Raw genomic sequence first — 23,588 nt, forward strand, 5'->3', positions numbered from 1 at the left:
GCGCACGCACCGCGCCGGGCGTCCCCTCGGCGTACCCGCACGTGCCCCGAACCCGCAGGAGATCCCCATGTCCACCCGCACACCCGCAGCACAGCCGAGCGTGCTCGGCTCCAAGGACCGCGTCAAAACCGCGATCGCCGCCGCCTTCGGCACCAGCGTCGAGAATTACGACTTCATCGCCTACGGCACCGCGTCCGCCCTCTACTTCGGCGCCGTCTTCTTCCCCGAGAGCGACCGCTTCGTCGGCACACTGCTCTCCTTCGCCACGCTCGCGGTCGGCTTCGTCATGCGCCCGCTCGGCGGCGCCGTCGGCGGCTACTTCGCCGACAAGTTCGGCCGCAAGCCCGTCCTCGTCGCCGCGATGATCGTCATGGGTGCGGCCACCTTCCTCATCGGCGCGCTCCCCACGTACGAACAGGTGGGCGTGCTCGCCCCGGTCCTGCTCACCGTGATCCGCATGGTGCAAGGCCTCGCGTTCGGCGCCGAGTGGGGCGGGGCGATCACCATGGCGTACGAGCACGCGCCCTGGCACCGGCGCGGCATGTTCGCCGCGATACCTCAGTCGGGCAACCCGCTGGGCATCGCCCTGGCCAGCGGCGTGTTCGCCTGGAGCTCCACGCTCGACGGCAGTTGGCAGTGGCGGACGCCGTTCCTGGTGAGCGCCGTCCTCGTGGTCGCCGCGCTGATCGTGCGCTCGCGGCTCTCCGAATCGCCCGAGTTCCAGGAGGCCCGGTCCGAGGGCAGGACGGAGAAGAACCCGTTCCTGGCGACGCTGGCGGGGGACTGGCGCGGCATCCTGCGCGTCATTGCGCTGCGTATCGTCGAGTCCTTCGCCTACTACTCCACCGCGACCTACCTGCTCAGCTACATCACCGACCACCACCCCGACCTGCGGCCCGTCGCCCTGGCCGCGATCACTGTCGCCAGCGTCCTGGCCATCGGCGTCACCTTCCTGGCCGGCGCGCTCACCGACCGCATCGGACGCCGACCCATCTACATCGCCGGGTGCGTGGCGGCCATCCTCTTCGCCTTCCCCATGTACCTGCTCACCAATTCCGCTCAACCCGCCCTGGTCGTCGCGGTGTTCATCGTCGGCATCGGCCTCATCCACGCCTCGCTCACCGGCACCCAGGGCTCCCTGCTCACCGAGCAGTTCCGCACGGCGACGCGTACGTCGGGCGCCTCGCTCGGCTACCAGATGGCGGCGGCCATCGGCGGCTTCGCCCCGCTGCTCGCCGCCGCGCTGGTGGGCGCCTTCGGCTGGCCGGGCGCCGCGCTGCTCTACCTCGGCGCGGCGGTGATCGGCCTCGTCGGCATCCTGGTCACGAAGGAGACGTGGGGCCGCGCCGAACGCGAGCGCGTAAGCGGCCTCGTCGCCGAGGAACTCCGCATCGCTGAGGACACCACCGCATCCGCGGCGAGCGGCGTGACGACCTGAGGCGATGCACGCCGGTTCATCCCGGCCCCGGCGCGGGCGACTCCAGTTGTGCGAGCCACGAGGTCAACAGGTGCTCCAGGGCCGCGGCCTCGGACGGGGGCAGAGCGGCGAGGAGCCGGTGTTCGTTGCGGATGTGGTCGGTGAACACCCGGTCGAAGAGGGCGCGGCCCGCGTCCGTGAGCGCCACGACCCGGCCGCGTCCGTCCCCCGTGGCGCGGCGCCGGGCGACCAGGCCCGCGTGCTCCAGGCGGTCGATGCGCTTGGAGATGGCTCCGGTGGTGACCATGGTGTGCGCGGCCAGTTCGCCGGGCGCGCGTTCAAAGGGGGCGCCCGCGCGCCGCAGGGCGGCCAGTACGTCGAACTCGCCCTCACTGAGGTCGTAGCGGCCGTAGACCGTGTACAGCTCCTGCGTGAGCAGCGTCGCGATCCGGTGCAGGCGGCCGATGACACCTTGCGGCGCGACGTCGAGGTCGGGGCGTTCCTGCCGCCAGGCGGCCTGGATGCGGGCGACGTGATCCATACGAGGCGTGTCCGCGTGAGTCACGTCTGCGTGAACCTTGTCGGCACTGGACGGGGTATCTTCCATGGAAGCTATATTACCTTCCATGGAAACTACTTACCGGTGGGGCGCCGTCACGGCGCTCGCCCCGGTGGCCTGGGGTGCCAACTACTTCGTCACGCATCAGTACCTCCCGGCCGACAGCCCCTGGTGGGGTGCCGCACTGCGGGCCCTGCCGGCCGGATGTCTGCTGCTGGCCCTGTCCCGCAGGCTTCCGCGGGGCGCCTGGTGGTGGAAGTCCGCGGTGCTCGGGCTGCTCAACACCAGTACGTTCTTCGTTCTCGTCTACCTCGCCGCCCATCTGCTGACCACGGCGACCGCCGCGACGCTGATGGCGCTGTCACCGGCGGCCCTGATGCTCAGCGCGTGGGCCCTGCTGTCCGAACGGCCACGGGTGGCGCCGCTGGCCGGTGCCGCGATCGGTTTGGGCGGTGTGGTGCTGATGCTGGCGGGTCAGGCCGGTGCGCCCAGCGTTGCCGGCCTGGCCGCTTCGACGGGGGCCCTCGCCTCGTCGTCGATCGGCTACGCCCTGTCCAAGCGCTGGGGCGCGGGGGCCGGAATCCTGGCCGGCACGGCCTGGCAACTCACCTTCGGGGGAGTGCTGTTGCTCGTCGCGGCCCTCGTCTTCGAAGGCGGGCCCCCGCCGCTCACCGCCCCCGGGGTGGCGGCCCTCGCGTATACGGCGCTGATCGCCACGGCGCTCGCGTTCGTCGCCTGGTTCGCGGGCCTGCGCCATCTGCCCGCCGCCACGGTCGGCCTCATCGGGCTGCTCAACCCGGTCACCGGCGTGGCTCTCGGAGTCGTAGTCGGGGGAGAGCCCCTCACCGTGCGCCAGGCGGCGGGCATGGCCCTGGTCCTGGTCGGTATCGCGCTGGGCCGGCCGGCCGCGTCCAGGAGCGTAAAACCTGTGACGGTCGACGCCACGGGTCCCGAGGCAACGGGCCGGCCGGAAACCGGGCGAACCAACTCCTCGGCTACGACTGGGTGATGGCGACGAGCGCCGCTGCGAAGGGGGCGGGGTCGACGTCGTCCCGTACGGCGAGCTGCTGGCTGTAGGCCTGGCAGAGGGCCACGAAGGCCTCGGCGATACGGTCCGCGTGCGCCGGTTCGTGGTCGGGCAGGAGTGCGACCACCGCCTGGCGCAGTTCCTTGAGTTGGCGCGCGACGAGCGAGGCGAGGTTCGCGGAGACCGCGGCCTCGGCGTAGATCTGGGCGACCAGCCGGGCGTGGCCCTCCTCGCGCGCCAGGGTGCGGATGTGATCGAGGAAGTCCTGGATGGCCCCGGCGGTCAGCTCCGCGGGGAACGCCTGGCCCGACTGCTCGCAGATCGCGGCGACGATCTCGTCCTTGCCCTTGAAGTACCGGTAGATCGCCCCGGTGGAGAGCCTGGAGGCCCGGACGATGTCGGGCATGGAGGTCCGCGCGAAGCCGTCGGTGGCGAAGCGGGCGCGAGCGGCGTCGATGATCTGCTGGCGGCGGGCGTCGAGGTGGGCCTGGCTGACCTTCGGCATAAGAGAATGACCATTCGTTTTACGTGTTAGTGTCGTCGACCGTACCGCAGATTCCGAGGAGGATTCCATGCGCTACCAGACCTTCGGACGACACAGCGGCCTGCGGGTGTCGCAGTATGTGCTGGGCACGGCCAACTTCGGCTCGGCCCCGGCGGCGGCGGGCCTGGCGGGGGCCAAAGGCATCTTCGAGTCGTTCGTGGCGGCCGGTGGGACCACCTTCGACGTCTCGAACATCTACCAGAACGGCGAGGCCGAGACCGTCCTCGGCGAGCTGCTGGGCCGCGAGCGCGACGACTACGTGGTGATCACCAAATACAGCGGCACCAGGAGCGCCCAGGTCCGCCCCGGCACCACGGGCAACAGCCGCAAGACCATGATCCGGTCCCTGGAGGAGAGCCTGCGGCGGCTGGGGACCGACTACGTCGATGTCTTCATGCCGCACTTTCCCGACGGTGTGACTCCGCTGCCGGAGGTCCTGGCCGCCTTCGAGGACCTGATCCGGGCGGGCAAGATCCGCTACGGCGGGTTGTCGAACTTCCCGGCCTGGCGGGTGGCGGGCGCCGCCGTCCGGTCGGAGCTGAGCGGACGCATGCCGTTGGTCGGGGTCCAGAGCGAGTACAGCCTGGCCGAACGCTCCGCGGAACGGGAGCTCTTGCCGATGGCCGAAGCGCACGGTCTCGGCGTCGTCCTCTATTCACCGCTGGCCGGTGGCCTGTTGACCGGGAAGTACCGTCACGGTGAGCAGGGCCGGCTGAGCGCGAGGGCCGCGACCGACGGCGCCGCCGGCGAGGGCGGCGACCAGCGCACCGCCGTGCTCGACGCCGTCCTCGCCGTGGCCGAGGAACTGGGCACCAGCCCGGTCCAGGTCGCACTGGCCTGGCTGCGTGAGCGCGCGGCGCGAGCCCGGACCTCGCTGATCCCCATCGTCGGGCCCCGCACCCCGGCCCATCTGGAGGGTTACCTCGACGCCCTGGACGTCGAACTCGCCCCGCACCACTACCAGAAGCTGGACGAGGTCAGCGCGATCCGGTTCGGCGCCCCGCACGAGGATGTGGCCGCCGCGCTGGCCCACGGCGCCGACGGGGACCGGGGCCGCCTCGACGGCCCGGTCGTCCCGGTGGCCTGACGCACCGGCCGGCTCGGCGTCCGGGTCACCCGCTCACCTCACGCCGTCCCGCGTGCCACCAGGCGGTGAGTCACCGTCAGATCCTGTGCGGGCACGGCGTTGCCGGGGCTGTATATGCGGTCGGCCAGGCACTGCAGGGAGCGCAGGGCGATCTGCTGCTTGTCGGGCGCGATCGTGGTCAGCGGCGGATGGCTGTAGCGCCCGTCCTCGATGTCGTCGAAGCCGACGACCGCGATGTCCTCCGGCACCCGCAGTCCCCGCTGGTGGGCCATGTGCAGGGCGCCCAGGGCGAGTTCGTCGCTGAAGGCGAACACCGCGTCCGGAGGTTCGGGGCCGTCGAGGAGTTCTGCCATGGCGTGGGCGCCGTCCGCGCGGTGCAGCGCGGCGACGGGCCGCTGCAGGTCATCGGCGGGGTGAGGGAGGCCTGCCCGCTCCAGCGCCTGGTGGTAGCCCTGCGCGCGCTGCTGCGCCGTGCCGTTCTGCAGATGCGGCTGCAGGCCGATGGCGGCGATGCGACGTCGGCCGATCCGGACGAGGTGGGAGGTGGCCTCGTCGGCGGCCGCGACGTTGTCCACGGCGACCCGGTCCAGGGCGCCGCGCGGGCTGCGCTCGCCCAGCAGGACGAGCGGGACGGCCGGAGCGGCGGTCGCGGCGAGTTCGGTCAGCTCGGCCGGGTCGAGTGCCCAGGGGCTGATGATGAGCCCGTCGACCACGCGTCCGCCGCCGCGTGTGAGCAGTCGGCGCTCGGCCTCGGCGTCGCCGCGGGTCTGGTCGATCACCACGGTCCAGGAGCGGCGCTGGGCCTCCTCCACGAGCAGGCCCGCGAGTTCGCCGAAGTAGGGGGAGTGCAGTTCGGGGATGGCCAGGCCGATGATCCCGGTGCGGCCCGCCCGCAGGCTGCGGGCGGCCAGATTGGGCCGGTAGCCCAACTCCTCGATGACTTCCTGTACGCGCTGCCGGGTCTCGGCGGCCACGGTGGCGGATCCGCTGACGACGTTCGACACCGTACGCACGGAGACCCCGGCCCGTGCGGCCACATCCTTCAGTCGGCTGCTCACCGGCTCATCCTTTCACGCATGCCGAAAATCCTTGCCAGAAGGGTATTGCAACGTTGCATGCATCGATGCAATCTTGTGGGCGGAAGTTCTGCTTGCAAGGAGGCAAGGATGGCTGTGCACGCTTCGACCAGTGTCGTATCGCCCGGCGGCGCATTTCCCGGTGTCGTTCCCGCCGAGCTCGATGTCGACGTGTCCGGGGATGTCGAGAACCTGTACACCGACGGCATCACCGCGCGGAAGGGCGCCTTCACCGCCGAGTGGGCCGACCGGCTGCGCGAGGACATCGAGACGGCCTACGAAGAGGCGCGCACCCGGCCCGGCGGCGCCGTGGGCCGGGGGCCGAACCGCTACTACGTCGAGATCCACCCCGAACAGCTGCGCGGCTTCGTCGACCTGGTCGACCACCCGTGGGTGCGCTCGGTGGCCACCGCCGTTCTCGGCCCGGACTACCGCATCGTCGAGCTCGGCTTCGACGTGCCGCTGGAGGGCGCCGTCAACCAGCCCTGGCACCGCGACTTCCCGATCCCGGACGAGACCCGCGACGAACGCCGCCTGACCTCCCTCGCGTTCAACGTCACCGGCGTCGACACGAAGGAGGACATGGGCCCCTTCGAGATCGTCCCCGGCACCCAGTGGGACGACGAACCCGACTTCGAGCACGGCATGTTCCCGCCCCGCGAGCACTACGCCCGCTACGAGGAGCGCGCCGTACGCAAGTACCCGCAGCGCGGCGACATCTCGGCCCGCACCGCGCTCACCATCCACCGCGGCACCAAGAACGAGTCGGCCACCTCACGGCCGGTGCTGATCCTCGGCATCGACGGTCCCGAGGCCACCAACGGCGACCGGCACGACACCGCCGTCACGCGCGCCTACTGGGAAGCCCTGCCCGAGCGCGTGCGCCGCCACCTCGACTGCCCGGTCGTCGACGAACTGACGCCGGTCACCCAGAAGCACACCATCGAGGGTCTGGTCATGGGCGATGCCTGAGCCGACCGCCGTGGCCGCGCGACCACCGGACCAGGACAGCGGAGCGAAGTTGGGGCGTACGCCCGGCCTTGTCTACGCCGTCGCCGCCGTCTCGGCACTGGGCGGCCTGCTCTTCGGGTACGACACCGGCATCATCTCCGGCGCCCTGCTCCACCTCAGGGACGACCTCGACCTGACCTCGCGCGAACAGGAGATCGTGGTCAGCGTCATCCTCCTCGGGGCGATGGTCGGCGCCGTCGTCTCGGGCCGCGCCGCCGTCCGGCACGGCCGCCGCAGGGTGGTCGCCGCCGTCGCGGTGATCTTCGCCCTGGGCGCGGTCGCGGCCGCGCTGGCGCCCGGGGTGGCGACACTGATCGCCGCCCGGTTCGTACTGGGCCTCGCGGTGGGCGGCGCGTCCAACATGGTGCCGGTCTACATCGCCGAGCTGTCGCCGCCCGCGATCCGCGGCCGACTGATGGTCGTCTTCCAACTCATGGTCGCCATCGGGCAGCTCATCGCCTACGTGTGCGGCTGGGCGCTGAACGAGAGCGGCGGCTGGCGGGTGATGTTCGGTCTCGCCGTCATCCCGGCCGCGGCGCTCGCGATCGGCATGACCTTCCTGCCCGAGAGCCCCCGCTGGCTGATCGAGAACGGCCGGACCGAAGCGGCGCTGCGCACGCTCCGGCGGCTGCGGCCCACGGGCACGGATGTCGCGGCCGAGGCCGCGGAGATCACGGCCGTCACGGCCGCCGCCCCCGCGCACGGCGGCAGTTGGCGGCGGCTGGGGCAGCGCTGGCTCCGCCCCGCCCTGCTGATCGCCGTGGGCATCGCCGCGTTCTCGCAGCTGACCGGGATCAACGCGATCGTCTACTACGCGCCCACGATCCTGGCCGACGCCGGCTTCGGGGACTCGGTGGCCCTCCTCACGGGCATCGGCATCGGAACGATGCTCGTCGTGGCCGGAGTGGTGGGCGCCATCGCCGTCGACAAGACGGGCCGGCGCCGTACGATCCTGTGGTTCCTGCCCGGTTCCGCGGTGGCGATGACCGTCCTCGCGCTCGCCTTCGGCGTCCTCGGCGACTCCTCCACCCAGCGCTGGACCGTGATCATCGCGCTGTTCGCGTACATCCTGTTCAACGGTGTCGGCATGCAGGCCGTCGTCTGGCTCATCGGCCCGGAGATCCTGCCGCTGAGCGTCCGCGGCCAGGCCACCAGCCTGGCAACGGTCTGCCTGTGGGGCTTCGACCTCCTCATCGCCATGACCGCCCTGACCGCGATCAACACCATCGGCCGTTCCGGCACGTTCCTCTTCTACGCGCTGATGAACGTGGCCTGCATCGCGTTCGTCGCCCTCAAGGTCCCGGAGACCAAGGGGCGTTCGCTGGAACGCATCGAACAGGCGCTGCACAGCCCACTGCCGTTCCGGAAGGCGCTGGAGGAACGGTGAGACATGAGCGGCCTGCGGTTTGCGGGCCGCTCATCGCCCGCGTTCCTCTTCCGCGAGCCCCCGCAGCGCGGCATCGTCCGTGCTGCCGGGGCACGCGAAGTAGACGTACAGGACGTGCCCTTCGGGCCCGGCGAGGGCGAACGTCTCGAAGTCGAGGGTGAGGACGCCGCTTTCACCGACTCCGTCGACCGCGAGCCGCTTCTCGCCGGTCACCCGGTCGTACACCTGGTGGGAGTCCCACAGGGCGCGGAAGGTCTCGCTGCGTTCCCGCATGTCCGCAACGAGGCCGTCGAGTTCGCCGGGGCGGGCCGCCGCGGTGGTGCGCAGACCGGCGACCGCCTGGAGGGCGATGTCCTGCCAGTCGGGGAACACCTCACGGGCGCGCGGGTCGAGGAAAGTGAACTCGATCAGGTTGCGCCCCGTGCTCCACGCCGGGTTGAGGCGCGTCGCGAGGGCGGTGGCCGCCAGTACGTCCCGGCCGGGGCCGACGACGAAGGCAGGCAGGTCGGCCCAGCGTTGGAGGAGCACCAGCACTCCCGGCCGTACGGGGCCCGTGCCCTGCCGGCCGGCGGAGGCGAGCGCCGGAGCCACGAGACTCCAGAGGTAACGGCGTTCGGTGTCATCCAGGCGCAGGACTTTGGCCAGGGCCTCGAGGATCTCGCGGGAGGGGTGCCGGTCGCGGCCCTGCTCGATGCGCGTGTAGTAGGAGGGGCTGACGCCGGCGAGCAGCGCCAGCTCCTCGCGGCGCAGGCCCTTGACCCGCCGCCGGGAGTTGTCGACGACGCCGGCCGAGGCGGCGTCGATCCGCTCCCGGCGACTGCGCAGGAAGGAACCGAGTGGGTTGTCGTCCTGGTTGCCGTCGTCGCGAGTCATCGGGTGGGACCTTACCGTCGGCGGCGGGCCCGGTGGCGGTCTGCTGAACCTGACCCTCCGAGGGCCACCCTCAAGGGGGCGTGGCACGCACACCGAAGCCCTGTTGCACTGAAGACATGACGAACCAAGACGCAGCAGAAATCGACGGGTTGACCGACGCGACCACTGCCGCCGACGAGAGCGCCCGGGTGTGGCTGATCACGGGATGCTCCAGCGGACTGGGGCGTGCCCTCGCCGAGCATGCTCTCTCGCGTGGTGACCGGGTGGCCGTCACCGCGCGCGACGTGACGAGCGTGACCGCTCTCGCCGCCGCCCACGGTGACCGCGGGCTCGCCCTGTCGCTGGATGTGACCGACCCGGCCTCGGTGGCCACGGCGGTCGAGGCGTGCGAGAAGGAGTTCGGCCGTATCGACATCCTGGTCAACAACGCCGGCCACGGATACCTCGCCGCCGTGGAGGAGGGCGAGGACGCCGAGGTCCGGGCCCTGTACGACACCAACGTGCACGGCGTCGTCACCGTCCTCAAAGAGGTGCTGCCCGGCATGCGGGCCCGCCGGTCGGGACGGATCGTGAACGTGTCCTCCTTCGGGGGCCTCGCCGCCTTCGCCGGGACCGGCCACTACCACGCCACCAAGTTCGCCCTCGAAGGGCTGTCGGAGTCGCTGGCCGCGGAGGTGGCTCCCCTCGGCATCGCGGTCACCCTGGTCGAGCCCGGCGGGCTGCGCACCCGGTGGGCCGGATCCTCGATGCGGCAGTCCGCAACACACCTCGCGGACTACGAGGAGACCGCGGGCCGGCGCCGGGCCTCCACCCTGGCGGTCTCCGGTCGCCAGCCCGGTGACCCCGTCCGAGCCGCGGCCGCGATCGCCACTGTTGTGGACGCCGAACTGCCGCCGTTGCGCCTCCTGCTCGGCTCGGACGCGCTGGCCGGCGCCCGGGCCCGTATCGAGCGCCTGCGTGACGAGGTGGACGCGAACGAGAAGCTGACCGTCAGCGCGGACCTGGCGCAGGTGTGAAGGACCGTGGCTGTGACCATTAGGTGAGGGCGGCATAACGGTTCGGACAGGTCCGCGCCCTCGTGCGGCGCAGTGTCGTTTCCCCGGTATGAGCGACACCGTGCGCGCCGAGCAACAGGCCGAGCTTTCCGATCCGTACTGGCTCGATTCACCCGTGCTCGGGCGCGGGCCCGCCGTCCGTGAGTGTGACGGCTCCGAGGCGCCACGGAACCGGGCGATGGCGCTGCGGTTGGTTCTCGTCGGAGTGGCGAGCGGGCTGATCGTCGTGGCGCTCGCGGTGTCCCTGATGGAGTAGGGGCCGCACTTCCCTCACGTCGCGCTGCGCTCGCCGGCCTCGCGGTACTCGCGTGAAACGGCCCGCGCGTACTTGTCCGCGGGACTTCCCGTACGCAGGAGTTCGCGCCACTGCTCGACGCTCCAGTCGCCGGGAGTGGTGGTGGCGATGAACTCCTCCAGAAGCCGGACGAACCGCGCGGGGTCGGTGTGGTGCGGGAAGTGCCCGGCGCCCGGGAAGATTTCGAGCCGGCTGCCCGGCATCGCCTCGTACGCCGTGTAGGCGTGCGCCACAGGCAGCACGCTGTCGCGGTCGCCCCAGACGAGGAGCGTGGGGAAGCCCCGCGCCAGATAGCAGCGGTCCAGCATGGTGACCACCTGGCCGCGCCAGTCCACGACGGCCCGCAGCGTCCGCGTGAAGGCGTCGCGGGAGTTCTGGTCGGGCAGGGCGTCGACGACGTTGACGAGGTCGGGCGCGTCCACGCCGAGACCGGTGTCCAGGAACTGGAGGGCGCGGACCGCCGCGGTGACCGGCAGGCGTGCCCCGGCCACCTTCAGCAGGCCGAGCGCGAGCCCCGCGCCGGGCAGGGTCGCGGCCCGCAGGATGGGCGTGACCTGGCGGCCGACCCCGCCGGTGGAGATCAGGACGAGCCGGTCGACGCGCTCGGGGAACTGGTACGCGAACTGCATCGCGACCCCGCCGCCGAAGGAGTGCCCGACAAGGGTGACGCGGTCGATGTCGAGCACACCGAGCAGGTCACGCAGGCCGTTCGCGTACGCGGCGACCGAGTAGTCGGCGCGCGGCTTCGCCGAATGGCCGTGCCCGAGCAGGTCGGGGGCGATGACCGTGTGCCGGCGCGCGAGTGTGTCGATGCAGTCCTCCCAGTGCGCGCAGGAGGCCCCGACGCCGTGGATCAGCAGGACGGCCGGGCCCTCGCCGGCGATCCGGTAGGCGCGGCGGTAGCCGTGGACGGTGGCGAAGGCGAGCGCGCTGCCGGACTCCGGCGCGCGCACGGCGGGCTTGCGGATCGGAATGACGTGCGCCATGGCCCTACTCCCCGTGCCGGTCCTGTACGGGCGCGTGCCGGATCCCGGGGCCCGGGACCGGTACGGCGAGCGTACGGAGCGCGGCGCGGCGGAGGGTTTCGTGCCGGTTGCGGCTGGATTCCGTTTCCCCGGCGGGCACGGGCGCGGCGTGCCTCATGGGCGATGCGGGGCCGGTCCGCCGCGCGCCGTGACGGACGGACGTGTCCTCACACCCCGCCCCACACCTCTTCCGCCGTCTCCACGATGAGGCGCAGCTTGGCCCTCTGGTCCTCCGCGGTGAGTTTGTTGCCCTCGACGGTGGAGGAGAACCCGCACTGCGGGGACAGGCTCAGCTGATCGATGTCGATGTACCGCGAGGCCTCCTCGATGCGCCGCTTGAGGGTGTCCTTGTCCTCCAGTTGCGGCCGCTTGGTGGTGACGAGGCCGAGGACGACCTGCTTGCCCTTGGGGACGTGGCGCAGTGGGGCGAAGCCGCCGGAGCGCTCGTCGTCGTACTCCAGGAAGAAGCCGTCGACGTCGAGGCCGCCGAAGACGGCCTCGGCGATGAAGTCGTAGCTGCCCGAAGCGGCCCAGGAGGAGGCGAAGTTGCCGCGGCACATGTGGGTGGTGACACGCAGGTCGTCGGGGCGGCCGGCGAGCGCCCGGTTGATGTTCGCGATGTACGTCTCGTGCTGGTGCTCCGCGTCGCCGCCGATGGACGCCACGTAGGAGCGCTGCTCGGGGTCGTTCAGGTAGGCGAGCGAGGTGTCGTCCAACTGGAGGTAACGGCAGCCCAGTTCGTACACGCCGCGGATCTGGGCCGCGTAGGTGTCGGTGAGGTCGGACCAGAAGGTGTCGAGGTCGGGGTAGACGGACGTGTCGATCGCGGCGCGGCCGCCGCGGTAGTGGACCATGCTCGGCGAGGGGATGGTCAGCTTCGGGGTGACGCCCTCGGCGACGGTGTCGCGCAGGAAGGCGAAGGCGTCCGCGAAGATCGTGCGTTCCAGTGTCACCTTGCCGTCGATGCGCGCGGAGGGCGGCGCGAACTCGATGTCGCCGTCCTCGTTGTGGAAGCGCACGTGCAGCGACTCGTCCTCGACGCGCCGGACGCCGCCGAGCGCGTAGATGAAGTCCATGTGCCACGAGGCGCGGCGGAACTCGCCGTCGGTGGCGCTGCGCAGTCCCGCTTCCTTCTGCATCGAGACCACCTCCCGCACCGCCGCGTCCTCGGCGGTGGCGAGCGCGGCGTCGTCGATCTTCCCTGCGGCGTGCTGCTCGCGGGCCCGGAGGAGCGCGGGCGGGCGCAGCAGGCTGCCGACGTGGTCGGCGCGGAACGGGGGCTGAGTGGTGGCGGCCATGGCGGGCATCCTTTCCTCGGCTACGGCCAACACCCTCACCCGAATCATTGCGCTCCTCAACCACTTTGACCGGGGCACCCGGACAGTGGCCAGATTCTTTCACCCCATGGCCGTCTGGCCACTGACGTCGTACGAGGGTCAGGGCGCACGCTCGAGGCATGAACATTCTCTGGGTCTTCGCCCACCCCGAACAGCGTTCCCTCAACGGTTCCCTGATGGCCGACGCGCTCGATGCCCTCGACGGGTTCGGGCACGCGTACCAGGTGTCCGACCTGTACGCGATGAAGTGGAAGGCGGTCCTCGACGCGGGCGACTTCGGCTGCGGATCGCCCGGCGGCGAGCGGCTGTTCGTCGGCGCCGAGCAGGAACGGGCCTATGCGGCAGGGGAGTTGAGCGCCGACATCCGGGGCGAGATCGAGAAGCTGGTCTGGGCCGATGTGGTGGTCCTGCACTTCCCACTGTGGTGGTTCGGGCCTCCGGCGATCCTCAAGGGCTGGTTCGACCGCGTCCTGGTGCAGGGGCTCGGGTTCGGCGTGAAGGCGCCGGACGGGCACACCCGCCGGTACGGCGACGGCGGTCTGGCCGGAAAGCGGGCCCTGGTCGTCACGTCGGTGGGGGCCAGGCCGTCCGGGTTCGGGCCGCGAGGGATCCACGGGCAGGCGGACCAGGTGCTGTTCCCGCTGCTGCACGGCACGTTCTGGTACACGGGGATGGCGCCGCTCGCGCCGTTCGTGACGTACGGCGCGGACCGGCACGACGCGGCGGACTACGCCCGCACCTCCGCCGCACTGAAGGAGCGGCTGCGTACGCTTCCCGACGAGGAACCGCTGGCGTACAGGACCGAGGCCGGCGGTGAGTACGACGAGGAACTCGTCCTGCGCCCCGAGCTCGCGGCGGGCGGCGAAGGGCTCGGGGTTCACCGGTTCCCGGCGCGTTCCGGGTCCTCCATGATGTAGACGTAGCGGTGCTCGGCCACCTCCCACACCGCCTCGATGTCGATCGGCGGGAACGACGGCTTCGCGCCGAAGAGCCGCTCTTACCAGGCGGGCGCCGCGGCGTGGTCGGTGACGGGGGTGCCGGTGAAGACGTCCAGGGGCATGGCGTTCTCTGTGGGGAGTCGAGATGCCGGCAGTGGCTGCCTGTTGTGCGTACTGACCGCCGCCGTGCCGAGAAGTCGTCGCGACGGGGTTGTGCGCTCCGCCCTACGCCGACGGCGCCCGCGGCGCCCCGCCCACCCGCCGCGTCAACTCCCTTGCCGTCTGCGCCACATGTCCCGCGATCCGCCGCTGCTCCGCCTCGTCGGCCGTCTCGTCGGGGAACGTCACCGCGATCCCGGCGATCGGGTGGGCGTGGTGGTCGAGGACGGGGGCGGCCACGGAGGACAGGCCCGGGGTGACCTCGCCTTCCTCCGTCGCGTAGCCGCGGCGGCGTGCCTGGGTGAGCAGGGTGCGCAGCGCGGTGAGCGTCGCCGGGCCCGCGCCGTGGCGTTGCACGAACGCCGAGCGGTCGGGGAAGAGCGCGCGCACCTGCGCGGGCGGAAGGAGGGCGAGGACCGCGCGTCCGCTCGCCGTCAGGTGGGCGGGCAGCCGGACGCCGACCTCGCTGATCAACGGCGGACGCCCCGGTGCGCGTTCCTCGATGACGTAGATGACCTCGCGGCCGTGCAGCACGGCGAGGTTCGCGTTGTGCCCCGTGCGGTCCACGAGCGCGGCGAGCGGGGCGCGGGCCAGACGCTGGAACGGGGCCTGGCGCTCGTAACCCGAGGCGAGCTCGAAGGCGCTGACCCCGAGCCCGTAGCGCCGCTCCTCCGGCAGATGGACCACGAAGCCGTCCGCCGCCAGGGTGTCGAGCAGGTGGTACGTCGTCGAGCGCGGCAGCCCGACGTCCCGGCTGATGGCGGCCGCGGGGACGGGGGCCGCCTGACGGGCCAGGTAGCGCAGGACGGCCAGGACCTGGGCGGCGGCCGGGACGATGCTCATGGGGCGAGCGTAGACCAGAGATGTCGCAAACCATCTGTCTGGTATCCCAGATGAAGCGTCTTGGATCCCAGACACAAGACGTGTCGTACGACTCGCGAACCCTTGCCCGCCTGCGGCTTCATAGGGGCATGAACGTTGTTGTTGGTGTCGGTGCCCTCGCAGCCGACGAAGTTGTTTCCGTTGCCCGTCACGGCGCCCAGGTGACCCTCGCCCCCGAGGCCCTCCAGGAGGTCGCCCGCAGTCGCGAGGTCATCAAGGCCCTCGCCGACGACGTCAAGCCCCACTACGGCGTCTCCACGGGCTTCGGCGCGCTGGCCACGCGGCACATCCCCACCGAGCTGCGCGCCCAGCTCCAGCGCAGCCTGGTGCGTTCCCACGCGGCGGGTTCGGGTCCCGAGGTCGAGCGCGAGGTCGTGCGCGCCCTCATGCTGCTGCGTCTTTCCACCCTCGCCACGGGCCGCACCGGCGTGCGCACCGAGACCGCCGAGGCCTACGCCGCGCTCCTGAACGCCGACATCACCCCGGTCGTTCACGAGTACGGCTCGCTGGGCTGCTCCGGCGACCTGGCCCCGCTCGCGCACTGCGCGCTCGCCGTCATGGGCGAGGGCGTCGTCCGCACCGCCGACGGTGAGAAGAAGCCCGCCGCCGAGGCCCTCGCCGCCGCCGGCATCACCCCGGTCGTCCTGGAGGAGAAGGAGGGTCTCGCCCTCATCAACGGCACCGACGGCATGCTCGGCATGCTCGTCCTCGCCGCCCACGACCTGCGCCGTCTGCTGAGCACCGCCGACATCGCCGCCGCCATGAGCGTCGAGGGCCAGCTCGGCACCGACGCCGTGTTCGCCGCCGACCTGCAGGCCATGCGCCCGCACCCCGGCCAGGGCGACAGCGCGGGCAACCTGCGCTCCCTGCTCGCCGATTCGGGGATCATCGCCAGCCACGCGGGCCCGGACTGCACCTACGTGCAGGACGCCTACTCGCTGCGCTGCACCCCGCAGGTCCACGGCTCCGCCCGTGACACCCTCGGCCACGCCGAACTCGTCGCCTCCCGCGAGCTCGCCAGCGCCGTCGACAACCCGGTCGTCACCCTCGACGGCCGCGTCGAGAGCAACGGCAACTTCCACGGCGCTCCGGTCGCCGCCGTGCTCGACTTCCTCGCGATCACGGTCGCCGATGTCGCCTCGATCTCCGAGCGCCGTACCGACCGCTTCCTCGACCCGGCCCGCAACCGCGGTCTGAACGCGTTCCTGGCCGACGACCCGGGCGTCGACTCCGGCCACATGATCGCCCAGTACACGCAGGCCGCGATCGTCTCCGAGCTCAAGCGGCTCGCCACCCCGGCCTCCGTCGACTCCATCCCCTCCAGCGCCATGCAGGAGGACCACGTCTCCATGGGCTGGTCGGCCGCCCGCAAGCTGCGCCGCGCCATCGACGGCCTCGGCCGCGTCCTCGCCGTCGAGCTCTATACCGCCGCCCGCGCCCTGGATCTGCGCGCCCCGCTGACCCCCGCCCCGGCCACCGCGGCCGTGCGCGACGGGCTGCGCGAGACCGTCGAGGGCCCCGGCACCGACCGCTGGCTCGCCCCCGAGATCGAGGAGGCCGTCCAGTACGTCGCCTCCGGCCGCGCCCTGGCCGCCGCCGAGTCGGTCACCGGCTCCCTGGTCTGACCCGGCCGCACTCCCTCCCACCTCCGGGGTCCCGCGGGGCCCCGGAGGTGCGGCAATTCCACCCGGCGCGTTCGCGTACGGTCGTCCGCATCACGGCACACGGCCGCGCGCCTGCATCCGGGCGCCGGTCGGGAGAGAGGACAACTCACCTTCATGGCACCCCAGATCCTGCGCGCGCACGAACGCACCCCCGCACCGTGGAAGAACGGCGGCGGCGTCACCACCGAGGTCCTGGCGTACCCCGAGGGCTCCGGCACGGACGACTTCGCGTGGCGTATCAGCCTCGCCGACGTCGCGGGCAGCGGGCCCTTCTCCGTGTTCGAGGGCGTCGACCGGATCATCACCGTCGTCGACGGTCCTGGGATGGCCCTCACCGTCGACGGCACGGAGCACGTCGTGGACGCCCGCTACGCGCCCTTCGCCTTCTCCGGCGACTCCACCACGGACTGCCGCCTCCTCGGCGGCCCCCTGGTCGATTTCAACGTCATGCTCCGCCGCACCGAGGCGAAGGGCGACGTCCGCATCGAGCGGGGTCCGACGCGGCTCGAACCGGCCCCCGGCACTCGCGTCCTGGCGCTCGTCCTGGACGGCGCCGCGACCCTGAGCGCGGACTCCGTCCAGCTCGACCGCCTGGACGCGGTGCTGCTCCAGGACGACGAGGAGCCCGCGGACATCGCCGTCGACGGGGTGCTGGCGGTCGTCTCCCTCACCGAGGTCCGCTGAGATTCTCTGCTGTCCACTGATGTCCACTGATGTCCGCTGCGGTCATTAACCTTTGGCGGAGCGTCAGCCGGATCGGTAGGTTCTCCGCGGTGACCTCGATGGAGACGCAGGGCCTCGCGCCGATGTCCGACGCGGCCCGGTTGAGCTGGACAGCGCTCGGAGACAGGACCCGGAAACCACCCGTCGTCCTGCTGCACGGCGGCCCGGGGCTTCCGGACTATCTGGGCGATGTCGCCGCCCTGGTCGGGGACCTCGCACCCGCGTACCGGTACGACCAGCGAGGAACGGGCCGGTCCCCATGGCAGGGGGGCCACACTCTGGCCCGGCATGTCGACGATCTCGCCGAGCTGCTCGACGCGTGGGGAGTGCCCGAGGCCGTGCTGATCGGGCACTCCTACGGGACCGACCTGGCGAGCCGGTTCTGCCTGGCCCACCCCGACCGAGTGGCCGCGATGCTACTGATGTGCGGGCCGTTCGTGGGTGATTGGCGTACCGGGTACCGGGCGGAGCGAGGCCGCCGGATGTCCGCGGCGCAGCAGGAGCGGTGCCGCGCACTGGAAGAACTGCCGGACCGCACGGAGGAGCAGGAAGTCGAGCTGCTCACGCTGGCATGGTTGACCGACCACGCCGATCCCGAACGGGGGTGGCACTGGGCCGCTCAGGCCGCCCGGCATCGCCGCCCCGTCAACTGGGCCATGAACGCCGAACTCGGCGGGGAAGGACGCGCGGACCCGCTCGACGGGCGTCTGGCCGAGCTGCGCGCGTGCCTGCCCGCGCGAACGGAACTCCTCGGCGGCGCCGACGATCCCCGCCCCGTGGCGGCCCTCGAATCTCTCGCGCTCCGCCTCGGTCTCCCGCTGACGCGTATCGAGGACGCCGGGCACGAACCCTGGTTGGAACAGCCCGACACCGTGCGTGCGCACCTCCGGCGCTTCGTGCGAGGTGCGGTGCCCAGGTCCTCCGCTGCGCGGGCGAGCCGGCTGAGGTAGGCGACCGTCGGAGTCGTCCGGCTGTCTGACGGGTCGTCGGCACGGTCGGTCAGAGCAGGCCGTGGCGCGGCGGCAGGGTGTCGTTGAGCACGTACCGTCCGATGTGCTGGATCTTCCAGCGGACCGGGTCGTGCAGGGTGTGGGTGCGGGCATCGCGCCAGTACCGGTGCAGGTTGAGGGAGTTGAGGGCCGAGCGGGTCCCGGACACCTCGAAGAGGGCGCCGGCCACTTCCACGGCGGTGCGCGCGGCCATCACCTTGGAGGCGGCAACGGCGATCGACGCCTTGGCCGCCGTGTCGTCGGTGAGGTCGGCGCGCGCGGTGTCCACGGCCCGCGCGGCGTCACCCAGCAGCGCCTCGGACGCCCTTACCTGGACGGCCAGTTCACCGAATTGCTGGATGAGAAGGGGGTCCTCGGCAGCCGTCTCGACGCCGCTCTCGAACCAGGGGCGGCTCTTGGTCCGTACGAACAGGGCGGCCTGGGCGAGGGCGCCCGCGGCAATGCCGGTGTCGATCGCCGCGTGCAACAACTGGGCGACGGCGCCGTGGAGTTGCGGCTCCTGGAAAGTGAGATGGTGCGGCAGGACGCGGTCGGCCGGCACATGCACGCCCTCCAGGCGAACGGTGCCACTGGCGGTCGTGCGCTGACCCAGGCCGTCCCAGTCGTCGACGACGGTGAGACCCGGCGCGTCATGGGGCACGTAGGCCACGTGCAAGGCGTCGTCGTCCGTGCGGGCCAGGACCGGGATCCAGTGGGCGAACAGGGCGCCGGTGGAGTAGTGCTTGATGCCCGTCAGGTCGTACGCGCCGTCGGGTCGCAGCTCCAGACGGGTACGGATGTCCTGGACGTGCTTGGTGCCGGCTTCCGACTGGGCGTTGCCGAGTCGTGCCCCCGCCAGCAGCTCGGCGAAGAAGAACTTGCGCTGCTCCTCGGTGCCCTGACGGTGGATCACATTGACGTAGGCGAAGTGGCTCTGCGGGATCTGGGCGAGGCTGGCGTCGGCGGCGGCGAGCAGGCGGAAGATCTCGGCGAGGGTCTTGGTGGAGACGTCCGCTCCGCCGTGGTCGGCGGGCACGGTCACGGCGAGCAGCCCGGATGCGGAGAGGCGGTCCAACTCCGCACGGGGCAGACGGCGTTCGACGTCCCGTGCGGAGGCCTCCGCACGGAACTCCTCGGCCAGCGACGCGGCGACCGCGAGGGCCTCCGCGTCGTCGGCGATGATGTGGGCGGCCATCGATCAGCCCGCCACGGCCAGCAGCGGCGCCCGGCCGAGGGCCGCCGAGAACTGGTCGAGGACCTGGGTCAGGGCCTCGCTCACGGCCGGCGCGATGGTCAGCGAGCCGTTCTCGTGGGCGGTGAGGTCCTTGTCGAGGGTGAACCAGCCCTGGACGATATGGCCGGCGCCCATCGAGCTGAGCACCGGGCGCAGGGCGTAGTCGATGGCCAGTATGTGGGCCGTGGTGCCGCCGGTGGCCAGGGGGAGCACGGTCTTGCCGGCGAGCGCGTACTGGGGGAGCAGGTCGAGGAGCGCCTTGAGGAGGCCGGAGTAGGCGGCCTTGTAGACGGGGGTGCCGATGACGATCCCGTCGGCACGGGCGAAGAGCTCGGTGGCCTCGACGATCGCGGGATGTCGGAAGTCGGCGCCGAGCAGTGCGTCGGCGGGGATGGTGCGGACGTCGAGCGGGATCACCTCGTGGCCCTGGGCGGCGAGGCGTGCGTCGAGGTGACGCAGCAGCTTTCCCGTGCGGGAGGAGGCGGAGGGACTGCCGGAGACGGACAGGACGGTGGCCATGGGTGCCCTTTCGGATGGCGGGGCGCCTCCCGTGGTGGGAGGCGCCCCGGGCGTGCGGTCAGGAGTACCAGGTCGGTTCGGGCAGTTGGCCGTCCAGGACCCAGCGGCCGACCTCGCGGCGCTTGTACGCGACCGGGTCGTGCAGGGTGTGGGTGCGCACGTTGCGCCAGAACCGGTCCAGGCCCTCGGCGCCGGCGGTGGAGCGGGCCCCGGTGACCTCGAAGATGCGGCTGGAGACCTCCAGGGCGACGTCGGTGGCCCGGGCCTTGACCGCGGCCACCCGCACCTCGAATTCGCCGCGGGTCTGCTCGGTGACCGCGTCGGGGTCCTCGTGCAGCGCCTGCCCCTCCGCGGCGACGGCGTCGGCCAGCGCCTCGACCGCCCAGAGCTTCGCGGTGAGGTCGCCGTAGACGTCGATGACGTACGGCTCGTCGACCGCGCGCTCATGGCCGCCGTGCAGCCAGGGGCGCGTCTTCTCGCGTGTGTAGGTGGCGGCCGTCTGCAGCGCCCCGGCCGCGATACCGAGGTAGAAGCTGACGAAGACCAGCTGGATGGTGGGGACGTTGAGGGTGTTGTAGACCCGCGGGCGGAACTGCTTGTCGACGTAACCGGCCGCGGAGGACCACGGGGTGCGGACACCGTCGAGGGTGACGCCGCCGCTCTCGGTGAGCCGCTGGCCGATGTTGTCCCAGTCGTCGTGGAAGGTCAGGCCGTCGCTGTCGGAGGGCACGATCGCGAAGACGTGCTGGTCGGTGCCTTCGAAGACGCCTTCGAGTACGGTGACGTCCGAGATCTTGCTGCCGGTGGAGAAGGACTTGCGGCCGGTGAAGACCAGGTCGTCGCCGTCCTCGGTCACGACGACGTCCGCGTCGCGCGGATTGACGGCGCCACCGAAGAACCAGCGGTTCCTGGCCGCCTCGGCCTCCACGTGCTCCCACTGTTCGCGGGTGCCCACCAGGCGGGCGGCCCAGTTCCACAGGTAGTGGTAGCCGAGCAGCTGGCCGATGGAACCGTCGGCCTTGGAGACCTCGCGGACCACCCGGTACGCGGTCGTCCAGTCCTCGCCGGCGCCCCCGTGCTCGGTGGGGCCGAGCAGAGTGACCAGGCCGGAGTCCTTGAGGAGTTGGACCTCGGCGTACGGGGTGGCGCCCGCGTGGTCGCGGGCGGCGGCGTCGGTGGCGAGAACGGTGGCGACCTCGGCGGCGCGGGCGATCCACTGCTCGGCGGACTGCGGGGCGGGGCGGGCCTGCCAGTCGACGGGCGTGACAGTGCTCATGGTGAGTGACCTCTTTCGTGGTGCGGTGCGCTACGGAAGGCGGGTGGGCGTCGTCAGGCGGAAGCGGAAGCGGACTCGTCCTCGTTGTCCGGGAGTTGGGACTCCAGTTCGCGCACCAGGGGCAGGATCCGTCGGCCGAAGTACTCGACTTCCTCGTGGTAGTGCAGGAAGCCGAGGAGAAGCAGATCGACGCCGAGCTTCTTGTACGCGACGATCCGCTCGGCGATCTGCTCCGGGGTGCCGATGAGGCCGGTGCGGAATCCGTCGTTGTACTGCACCAGGTCCTCGAAGGAGGAGTCCTGCCACATGCCCTTGCCGTCGGCGGCCGACCGGCCGGCCTGTTTGACGGCCGCGCCGAAGCCCTCGACGGCCTCGGTGTCGGCCCGAGCGACGATCTCGCGCAGTGTCTCGCGCGCCTCGGCCTCCGTGTCACGGGCGATGAGGAATCCGTTGAGACCGAACTTCGGTGCGGTGCGGCCCACTTCGGCGGCTGCCTTGCGGACGTCGTCGAGCTGCTCGGTGACCCCGGCGAAGTCCTTGCCGTTGGAGAAGTACCAGTCGGAGACACGGCCGGCCATGGCGCGTGCGGCCGTGGAGTTGCCGCCCTGGAAGATCTCCGGATGCGGACGCTCGGGCGTGTTCAGCGGCTTGGGCTTGAGGGAGAAGTCGCGCAACCGGTAGAAGTCGCCGGCGAGTTCGGTGTGGTCCTCGGTCCAGATCTGCCGGAGAGCGCGGATGAACTCCTCGGAGCGGCGGTAGCGCTCGTCGTGCTCCAGCCAGGGCTCGCCCAGGGCGGTGAACTCGCCCTTGAACCAGCCGCTGACGACATTGACCGCGAACCGGCCCTTGGAGAGATGGTCCGCGGTGGCGCCGAGTTTGGCGAGGACGCCGGGGTGCCACAGGCCGGGATGCACGGCGGCGATGACCTTCAGGCGTTCGGTGGCCAGCAGCAGGGCGAGGCTGAAGCTGGTCGACTCGTGCTGGTACTCGGCGCCGTAGCTGGCCATGTAGCGGACCTGGCTGAGGGCGTAGTCGAAGCCGTTGTTCTCGGCGAGGACGGCGAGCTCGCGGTTGTAGTCGTATCCCCAGTCGGTGCGCTGCTCGATATTACTGGTGACCAGGCCGCCGCTGACATTGGGAACCCAATAGGCGAATTGGAGAGGGGCAGGCATGCAGAACTCCTGAAGCGGAATGATCGGAATTTCAGGCACGCCGAATTCGGCAGGTGTGCGCGGAAGCCGGATTCAGGCGGTGTGTGGACAGCGCGGCACCCCGTTCGTGACGACGACGGGTGCGGGCGCCGGGAAAGCGCGGCGGATCAGGAAATCAGGCCGCGGAGCCGGACGGGCGACAGGAGGCGCCGGAGACGCGGGCAAGGTCGACGTGGCGTCGCCGCGTGAGATCCAGTCGCGTGTTCATGAACTCGATGCTGGCAGCTGGTCGTGAGAACCGTCAAGGAAAACCGGACCGGTTTCGTGTCCTGGACCATTGAATTTCATGAGCCTGTGACAGGGAAACCCTTGCACGGTCCGGAAACCCACCCGCATTCTGCTGGGATGCGGACCGAACAACTGGAATACATCGCGGCGGTCACCCGGCTCGGTTCGCTGCGCCGGGCGGCCGAGGAACTGCGCCTTTCGCAGCCCGCGTTGAGCGAGACCGTCCGGAACCTGGAGCGGGAACTGGGCGTCGGCCTCCTGGAGCGCAGGCGCTCGGGGTCGACGATGAGCGCGCAGGGCCGGGAACTGCTCCCGCACATCGTGGGCGTGCTGGAGGCGCTGGACCGCCTCCGGGCCGCGGCCGGTGAGCAGCACCGGATCAGCCGCATGCTCCGCGTCGGCACGGTGAACGCGGCGACCGTGCCGTTGCTCGTGCCGGTGCTGCGGGACTTCCGCGCGACGCATCCCGTCACGCAGGTCGAGGTGGTCGGGGCGCAGCAGGCCGAGATCCAACGCGCCCTGTCCGAGGGCGGGTTCGACCTCGGGCTCGTCAACCAGCTCGACGGCGATGACGTGCCTGCCGGACTGGAGGCCGTCCGGCTCCTGTGCGGCCGTCCGGTGGTGTGCGTGCACCCCGGCAGCCCGCTCGCGTCCCGTCCGTCGGTCACGGTGGAAGAGCTTCTCCGTGAACCTCTGGTCGGGATGCGCTCCGGCTATGTCATGCACCGGTTCGCGCGCCGGCTCTTGGCGGGCCGTTCCCCCGTCTTCTCGTACTCCACCGACGGCGCCGAGATGGGCAAGCTGATGGTGGCCGAGGGTCTCGGCGCGACGGTCCTGCCGGATTTCAGTGTGATCGGCGATCCGCTGGAGCGGCTGGGCCGGATCACCTACCGGCCGATCGCGGACGACTCCACCCGCGTGCTGCTGATGCTGCAGCGCCGCAAGGGCGACTCGGTACCGCAGTCGGCGCAGGCCCTGCATCGGGCTTTCGTGGACCGTGCGAGGGAACTGAACGGGGCTTCGGGTGCCCTTTCCTCGACGGCATGACATCGGCACCACACCCCGGAAACCC

General features: G+C 71.3%; 24 protein-coding genes. 12 read left to right on the forward strand and 12 right to left on the reverse strand.

Annotated features, from left to right (window positions below):
• Positions 1-67 precede the first annotated feature (67 nt).
• Positions 68-1,438, forward strand: a complete 1,371-nt coding sequence (locus tag ACIRHA_RS07255; protein ID WP_403840913.1) for an MFS transporter — start codon at positions 68-70, stop codon at positions 1,436-1,438.
• A 16-nt stretch (positions 1,439-1,454) separates the two neighbouring features.
• Here ACIRHA_RS07255 and ACIRHA_RS07260 read toward each other — a convergent pair whose 3' ends face one another.
• Positions 1,455-1,958 carry a MarR family winged helix-turn-helix transcriptional regulator gene (locus tag ACIRHA_RS07260; protein ID WP_403840915.1) on the reverse strand — a complete coding sequence of 168 codons (504 nt, stop codon included), beginning with the start codon at positions 1,956-1,958 and terminating at the stop codon, positions 1,455-1,457.
• Between the two features lie 85 nt (positions 1,959-2,043).
• Here ACIRHA_RS07260 and ACIRHA_RS07265 point away from each other — a divergent pair, with 85 nt between their 5' ends.
• Complete coding sequence (locus ACIRHA_RS07265) at positions 2,044-2,985, forward strand: DMT family transporter (RefSeq protein WP_403840918.1); 942 nt, start codon at positions 2,044-2,046, stop codon at positions 2,983-2,985.
• Here the strand turns inward: ACIRHA_RS07265 and ACIRHA_RS07270 are convergent.
• A complete protein-coding gene (locus ACIRHA_RS07270; protein ID WP_403840921.1) occupies positions 2,972-3,508 on the reverse strand; it encodes a TetR/AcrR family transcriptional regulator in 537 nt (178 codons plus the stop codon). The two genes, ACIRHA_RS07265 and ACIRHA_RS07270, sit on opposite strands and share 14 nt — an antisense overlap.
• Positions 3,509-3,575: 67 nt before the next feature.
• Here ACIRHA_RS07270 and ACIRHA_RS07275 point away from each other — a divergent pair, with 67 nt between their 5' ends.
• Entirely contained in the window at positions 3,576-4,634 is a 1,059-nt protein-coding gene (locus ACIRHA_RS07275) for an aldo/keto reductase (protein WP_403840924.1), read from the forward strand.
• 38 nt (positions 4,635-4,672) lie between these two features.
• Here ACIRHA_RS07275 and ACIRHA_RS07280 read toward each other — a convergent pair whose 3' ends face one another.
• Positions 4,673-5,692, reverse strand: coding sequence for a LacI family DNA-binding transcriptional regulator (locus ACIRHA_RS07280; RefSeq protein ID WP_403840926.1), 1,020 nt, complete (start codon positions 5,690-5,692; stop codon positions 4,673-4,675).
• Between the two features lie 108 nt (positions 5,693-5,800).
• On the opposite strand from ACIRHA_RS07280, the gene ACIRHA_RS07285 reads away from it, so the two are divergent.
• Both ACIRHA_RS07285 and ACIRHA_RS07290 read left to right on the forward strand, forming a co-directional pair.
• Entirely contained in the window at positions 5,801-6,682 is an 882-nt protein-coding gene (locus tag ACIRHA_RS07285; protein WP_403840927.1) for a phytanoyl-CoA dioxygenase family protein, read from the forward strand.
• A complete protein-coding gene (locus tag ACIRHA_RS07290) occupies positions 6,675-8,108 on the forward strand; it encodes a sugar porter family MFS transporter (RefSeq protein WP_403840930.1) in 1,434 nt (477 codons plus the stop codon). The genes ACIRHA_RS07285 and ACIRHA_RS07290 overlap by 8 nt, the downstream gene beginning before the upstream one ends.
• 30 nt (positions 8,109-8,138) lie before the next feature.
• Here ACIRHA_RS07290 and ACIRHA_RS07295 read toward each other — a convergent pair whose 3' ends face one another.
• Positions 8,139-8,981 carry a helix-turn-helix domain-containing protein gene (locus ACIRHA_RS07295; RefSeq protein WP_403840933.1) on the reverse strand — a complete coding sequence of 281 codons (843 nt, stop codon included), beginning with the start codon at positions 8,979-8,981 and terminating at the stop codon, positions 8,139-8,141.
• A gap of 116 nt (positions 8,982-9,097) precedes the next feature.
• Here ACIRHA_RS07295 and ACIRHA_RS07300 point away from each other — a divergent pair, with 116 nt between their 5' ends.
• Both ACIRHA_RS07300 and ACIRHA_RS07305 read left to right on the forward strand, forming a co-directional pair.
• Positions 9,098-9,997, forward strand: a complete 900-nt coding sequence (locus ACIRHA_RS07300) for an oxidoreductase (protein ID WP_403840935.1) — start codon at positions 9,098-9,100, stop codon at positions 9,995-9,997.
• 88 nt (positions 9,998-10,085) lie between these two features.
• Positions 10,086-10,292 (forward strand): hypothetical protein, encoded by a 207-nt coding sequence (locus ACIRHA_RS07305; RefSeq protein WP_403840938.1) that lies wholly within the window; start codon positions 10,086-10,088, stop codon positions 10,290-10,292.
• Between the two features lie 14 nt (positions 10,293-10,306).
• Here the strand turns inward: ACIRHA_RS07305 and ACIRHA_RS07310 are convergent, their stop codons facing one another.
• Both ACIRHA_RS07310 and ACIRHA_RS07315 read right to left on the reverse strand, forming a co-directional pair.
• A complete protein-coding gene (locus ACIRHA_RS07310; RefSeq protein WP_403840940.1) occupies positions 10,307-11,317 on the reverse strand; it encodes an alpha/beta fold hydrolase in 1,011 nt (336 codons plus the stop codon).
• A gap of 206 nt (positions 11,318-11,523) precedes the next feature.
• Entirely contained in the window at positions 11,524-12,654 is a 1,131-nt protein-coding gene (locus tag ACIRHA_RS07315; RefSeq protein WP_403840943.1) for a 5-methyltetrahydropteroyltriglutamate--homocysteine S-methyltransferase, read from the reverse strand.
• A 158-nt stretch (positions 12,655-12,812) separates the two neighbouring features.
• Between ACIRHA_RS07315 and ACIRHA_RS07320 the strand changes: the two genes are divergently transcribed.
• Positions 12,813-13,610, forward strand: a complete 798-nt coding sequence (locus tag ACIRHA_RS07320; protein ID WP_403840945.1) for an NAD(P)H-dependent oxidoreductase — start codon at positions 12,813-12,815, stop codon at positions 13,608-13,610.
• Positions 13,611-13,856: 246 nt separating this feature from the next.
• On the opposite strand, the gene ACIRHA_RS07325 is transcribed toward ACIRHA_RS07320, so the two are convergent.
• Positions 13,857-14,633 carry an IclR family transcriptional regulator gene (locus ACIRHA_RS07325; RefSeq protein ID WP_403840948.1) on the reverse strand — a complete coding sequence of 259 codons (777 nt, stop codon included), beginning with the start codon at positions 14,631-14,633 and terminating at the stop codon, positions 13,857-13,859.
• 128 nt (positions 14,634-14,761) lie between these two features.
• Between ACIRHA_RS07325 and hutH the strand changes: the two genes are divergently transcribed.
• From hutH to ACIRHA_RS07340, 3 genes are all read left to right on the forward strand, one after another.
• Positions 14,762-16,297, forward strand: coding sequence for a histidine ammonia-lyase (gene hutH, locus ACIRHA_RS07330; RefSeq protein ID WP_403840951.1), 1,536 nt, complete (start codon positions 14,762-14,764; stop codon positions 16,295-16,297).
• A gap of 153 nt (positions 16,298-16,450) precedes the next feature.
• The gene (locus ACIRHA_RS07335; RefSeq protein WP_403840953.1) at positions 16,451-17,020 is read left to right on the forward strand and encodes a HutD family protein; all 570 of its coding nucleotides are present in this window, start codon (positions 16,451-16,453) and stop codon (positions 17,018-17,020) included.
• A gap of 98 nt (positions 17,021-17,118) precedes the next feature.
• Positions 17,119-18,009, forward strand: coding sequence for an alpha/beta fold hydrolase (locus ACIRHA_RS07340; RefSeq protein WP_403842173.1), 891 nt, complete (start codon positions 17,119-17,121; stop codon positions 18,007-18,009).
• 49 nt (positions 18,010-18,058) lie between these two features.
• Here ACIRHA_RS07340 and ACIRHA_RS07345 read toward each other — a convergent pair whose 3' ends face one another.
• The 5 genes from ACIRHA_RS07345 to ACIRHA_RS07365 form a co-directional block, all read right to left on the reverse strand.
• Positions 18,059-19,243, reverse strand: coding sequence for an SfnB family sulfur acquisition oxidoreductase (locus tag ACIRHA_RS07345; protein ID WP_403840956.1), 1,185 nt, complete (start codon positions 19,241-19,243; stop codon positions 18,059-18,061).
• Between the two features lie 3 nt (positions 19,244-19,246).
• Complete coding sequence (ssuE, locus tag ACIRHA_RS07350; RefSeq protein ID WP_403840959.1) at positions 19,247-19,801, reverse strand: NADPH-dependent FMN reductase; 555 nt, start codon at positions 19,799-19,801, stop codon at positions 19,247-19,249.
• Positions 19,802-19,859: 58 nt separating this feature from the next.
• Positions 19,860-21,077: an acyl-CoA dehydrogenase family protein gene (locus tag ACIRHA_RS07355; protein ID WP_403840962.1), complete on the reverse strand. Its 1,218-nt coding sequence runs from the start codon at positions 21,075-21,077 to the stop codon at positions 19,860-19,862.
• 53 nt (positions 21,078-21,130) lie between these two features.
• Positions 21,131-22,249: a dimethylsulfone monooxygenase SfnG gene (gene sfnG, locus ACIRHA_RS07360; protein ID WP_403840964.1), complete on the reverse strand. Its 1,119-nt coding sequence runs from the start codon at positions 22,247-22,249 to the stop codon at positions 21,131-21,133.
• Positions 22,250-22,403: 154 nt separating this feature from the next.
• Positions 22,404-22,496 (reverse strand): putative leader peptide, encoded by a 93-nt coding sequence (locus ACIRHA_RS07365; protein ID WP_403840967.1) that lies wholly within the window; start codon positions 22,494-22,496, stop codon positions 22,404-22,406.
• Between the two features lie 137 nt (positions 22,497-22,633).
• Here ACIRHA_RS07365 and ACIRHA_RS07370 point away from each other — a divergent pair, with 137 nt between their 5' ends.
• The gene (locus ACIRHA_RS07370; protein WP_403840970.1) at positions 22,634-23,563 is read left to right on the forward strand and encodes a LysR family transcriptional regulator; all 930 of its coding nucleotides are present in this window, start codon (positions 22,634-22,636) and stop codon (positions 23,561-23,563) included.
• Positions 23,564-23,588 lie beyond the last annotated feature (25 nt).

Origin of the sequence: Streptomyces sp. NPDC102360, assembly GCF_044766085.1 — a bacterium.
Lineage (GTDB): Bacteria > Actinomycetota > Actinomycetes > Streptomycetales > Streptomycetaceae > Streptomyces.

Bases quoted from the DNA above. Each gene is read 5' to 3' on its own strand.
- ACIRHA_RS07345 (WP_403840956.1), bottom strand. From the start codon at position 19,243: ATGGCCGCCCACATCATCGCCGACGACGCGGAGGCCCTCGCGGTCGCC.
- ACIRHA_RS07340 (WP_403842173.1), top strand. From the start codon at position 17,119: ATGGAGACGCAGGGCCTCGCGCCGATGTCCGACGCGGCCCGGTTGAGC.
- ACIRHA_RS07285 (WP_403840927.1), top strand. From the start codon at position 5,801: ATGGCTGTGCACGCTTCGACCAGTGTCGTATCGCCCGGCGGCGCATTT.
- ACIRHA_RS07315 (WP_403840943.1), bottom strand. From the start codon at position 12,654: ATGGCCGCCACCACTCAGCCCCCGTTCCGCGCCGACCACGTCGGCAGC.
- ACIRHA_RS07255 (WP_403840913.1), top strand. From the start codon at position 68: ATGTCCACCCGCACACCCGCAGCACAGCCGAGCGTGCTCGGCTCCAAG.
- ACIRHA_RS07300 (WP_403840935.1), top strand. From the start codon at position 9,098: ATGACGAACCAAGACGCAGCAGAAATCGACGGGTTGACCGACGCGACC.
- ACIRHA_RS07370 (WP_403840970.1), top strand. From the start codon at position 22,634: ATGCGGACCGAACAACTGGAATACATCGCGGCGGTCACCCGGCTCGGT.
- hutH (WP_403840951.1), top strand. From the start codon at position 14,762: ATGAACGTTGTTGTTGGTGTCGGTGCCCTCGCAGCCGACGAAGTTGTT.
- ACIRHA_RS07270 (WP_403840921.1), bottom strand. From the start codon at position 3,508: ATGCCGAAGGTCAGCCAGGCCCACCTCGACGCCCGCCGCCAGCAGATC.
- ACIRHA_RS07355 (WP_403840962.1), bottom strand. From the start codon at position 21,077: ATGAGCACTGTCACGCCCGTCGACTGGCAGGCCCGCCCCGCCCCGCAG.
- ACIRHA_RS07275 (WP_403840924.1), top strand. From the start codon at position 3,576: ATGCGCTACCAGACCTTCGGACGACACAGCGGCCTGCGGGTGTCGCAG.
- ACIRHA_RS07260 (WP_403840915.1), bottom strand. From the start codon at position 1,958: ATGGATCACGTCGCCCGCATCCAGGCCGCCTGGCGGCAGGAACGCCCC.
- ACIRHA_RS07325 (WP_403840948.1), bottom strand. From the start codon at position 14,633: ATGAGCATCGTCCCGGCCGCCGCCCAGGTCCTGGCCGTCCTGCGCTAC.
- sfnG (WP_403840964.1), bottom strand. From the start codon at position 22,249: ATGCCTGCCCCTCTCCAATTCGCCTATTGGGTTCCCAATGTCAGCGGC.
- ssuE (WP_403840959.1), bottom strand. From the start codon at position 19,801: ATGGCCACCGTCCTGTCCGTCTCCGGCAGTCCCTCCGCCTCCTCCCGC.
- ACIRHA_RS07335 (WP_403840953.1), top strand. From the start codon at position 16,451: ATGGCACCCCAGATCCTGCGCGCGCACGAACGCACCCCCGCACCGTGG.
- ACIRHA_RS07365 (WP_403840967.1), bottom strand. From the start codon at position 22,496: ATGAACACGCGACTGGATCTCACGCGGCGACGCCACGTCGACCTTGCC.
- ACIRHA_RS07320 (WP_403840945.1), top strand. From the start codon at position 12,813: ATGAACATTCTCTGGGTCTTCGCCCACCCCGAACAGCGTTCCCTCAAC.
- ACIRHA_RS07265 (WP_403840918.1), top strand. From the start codon at position 2,044: ATGGAAACTACTTACCGGTGGGGCGCCGTCACGGCGCTCGCCCCGGTG.
- ACIRHA_RS07290 (WP_403840930.1), top strand. From the start codon at position 6,675: ATGCCTGAGCCGACCGCCGTGGCCGCGCGACCACCGGACCAGGACAGC.
- ACIRHA_RS07310 (WP_403840940.1), bottom strand. From the start codon at position 11,317: ATGGCGCACGTCATTCCGATCCGCAAGCCCGCCGTGCGCGCGCCGGAG.
- ACIRHA_RS07295 (WP_403840933.1), bottom strand. From the start codon at position 8,981: ATGACTCGCGACGACGGCAACCAGGACGACAACCCACTCGGTTCCTTC.
- ACIRHA_RS07305 (WP_403840938.1), top strand. From the start codon at position 10,086: ATGAGCGACACCGTGCGCGCCGAGCAACAGGCCGAGCTTTCCGATCCG.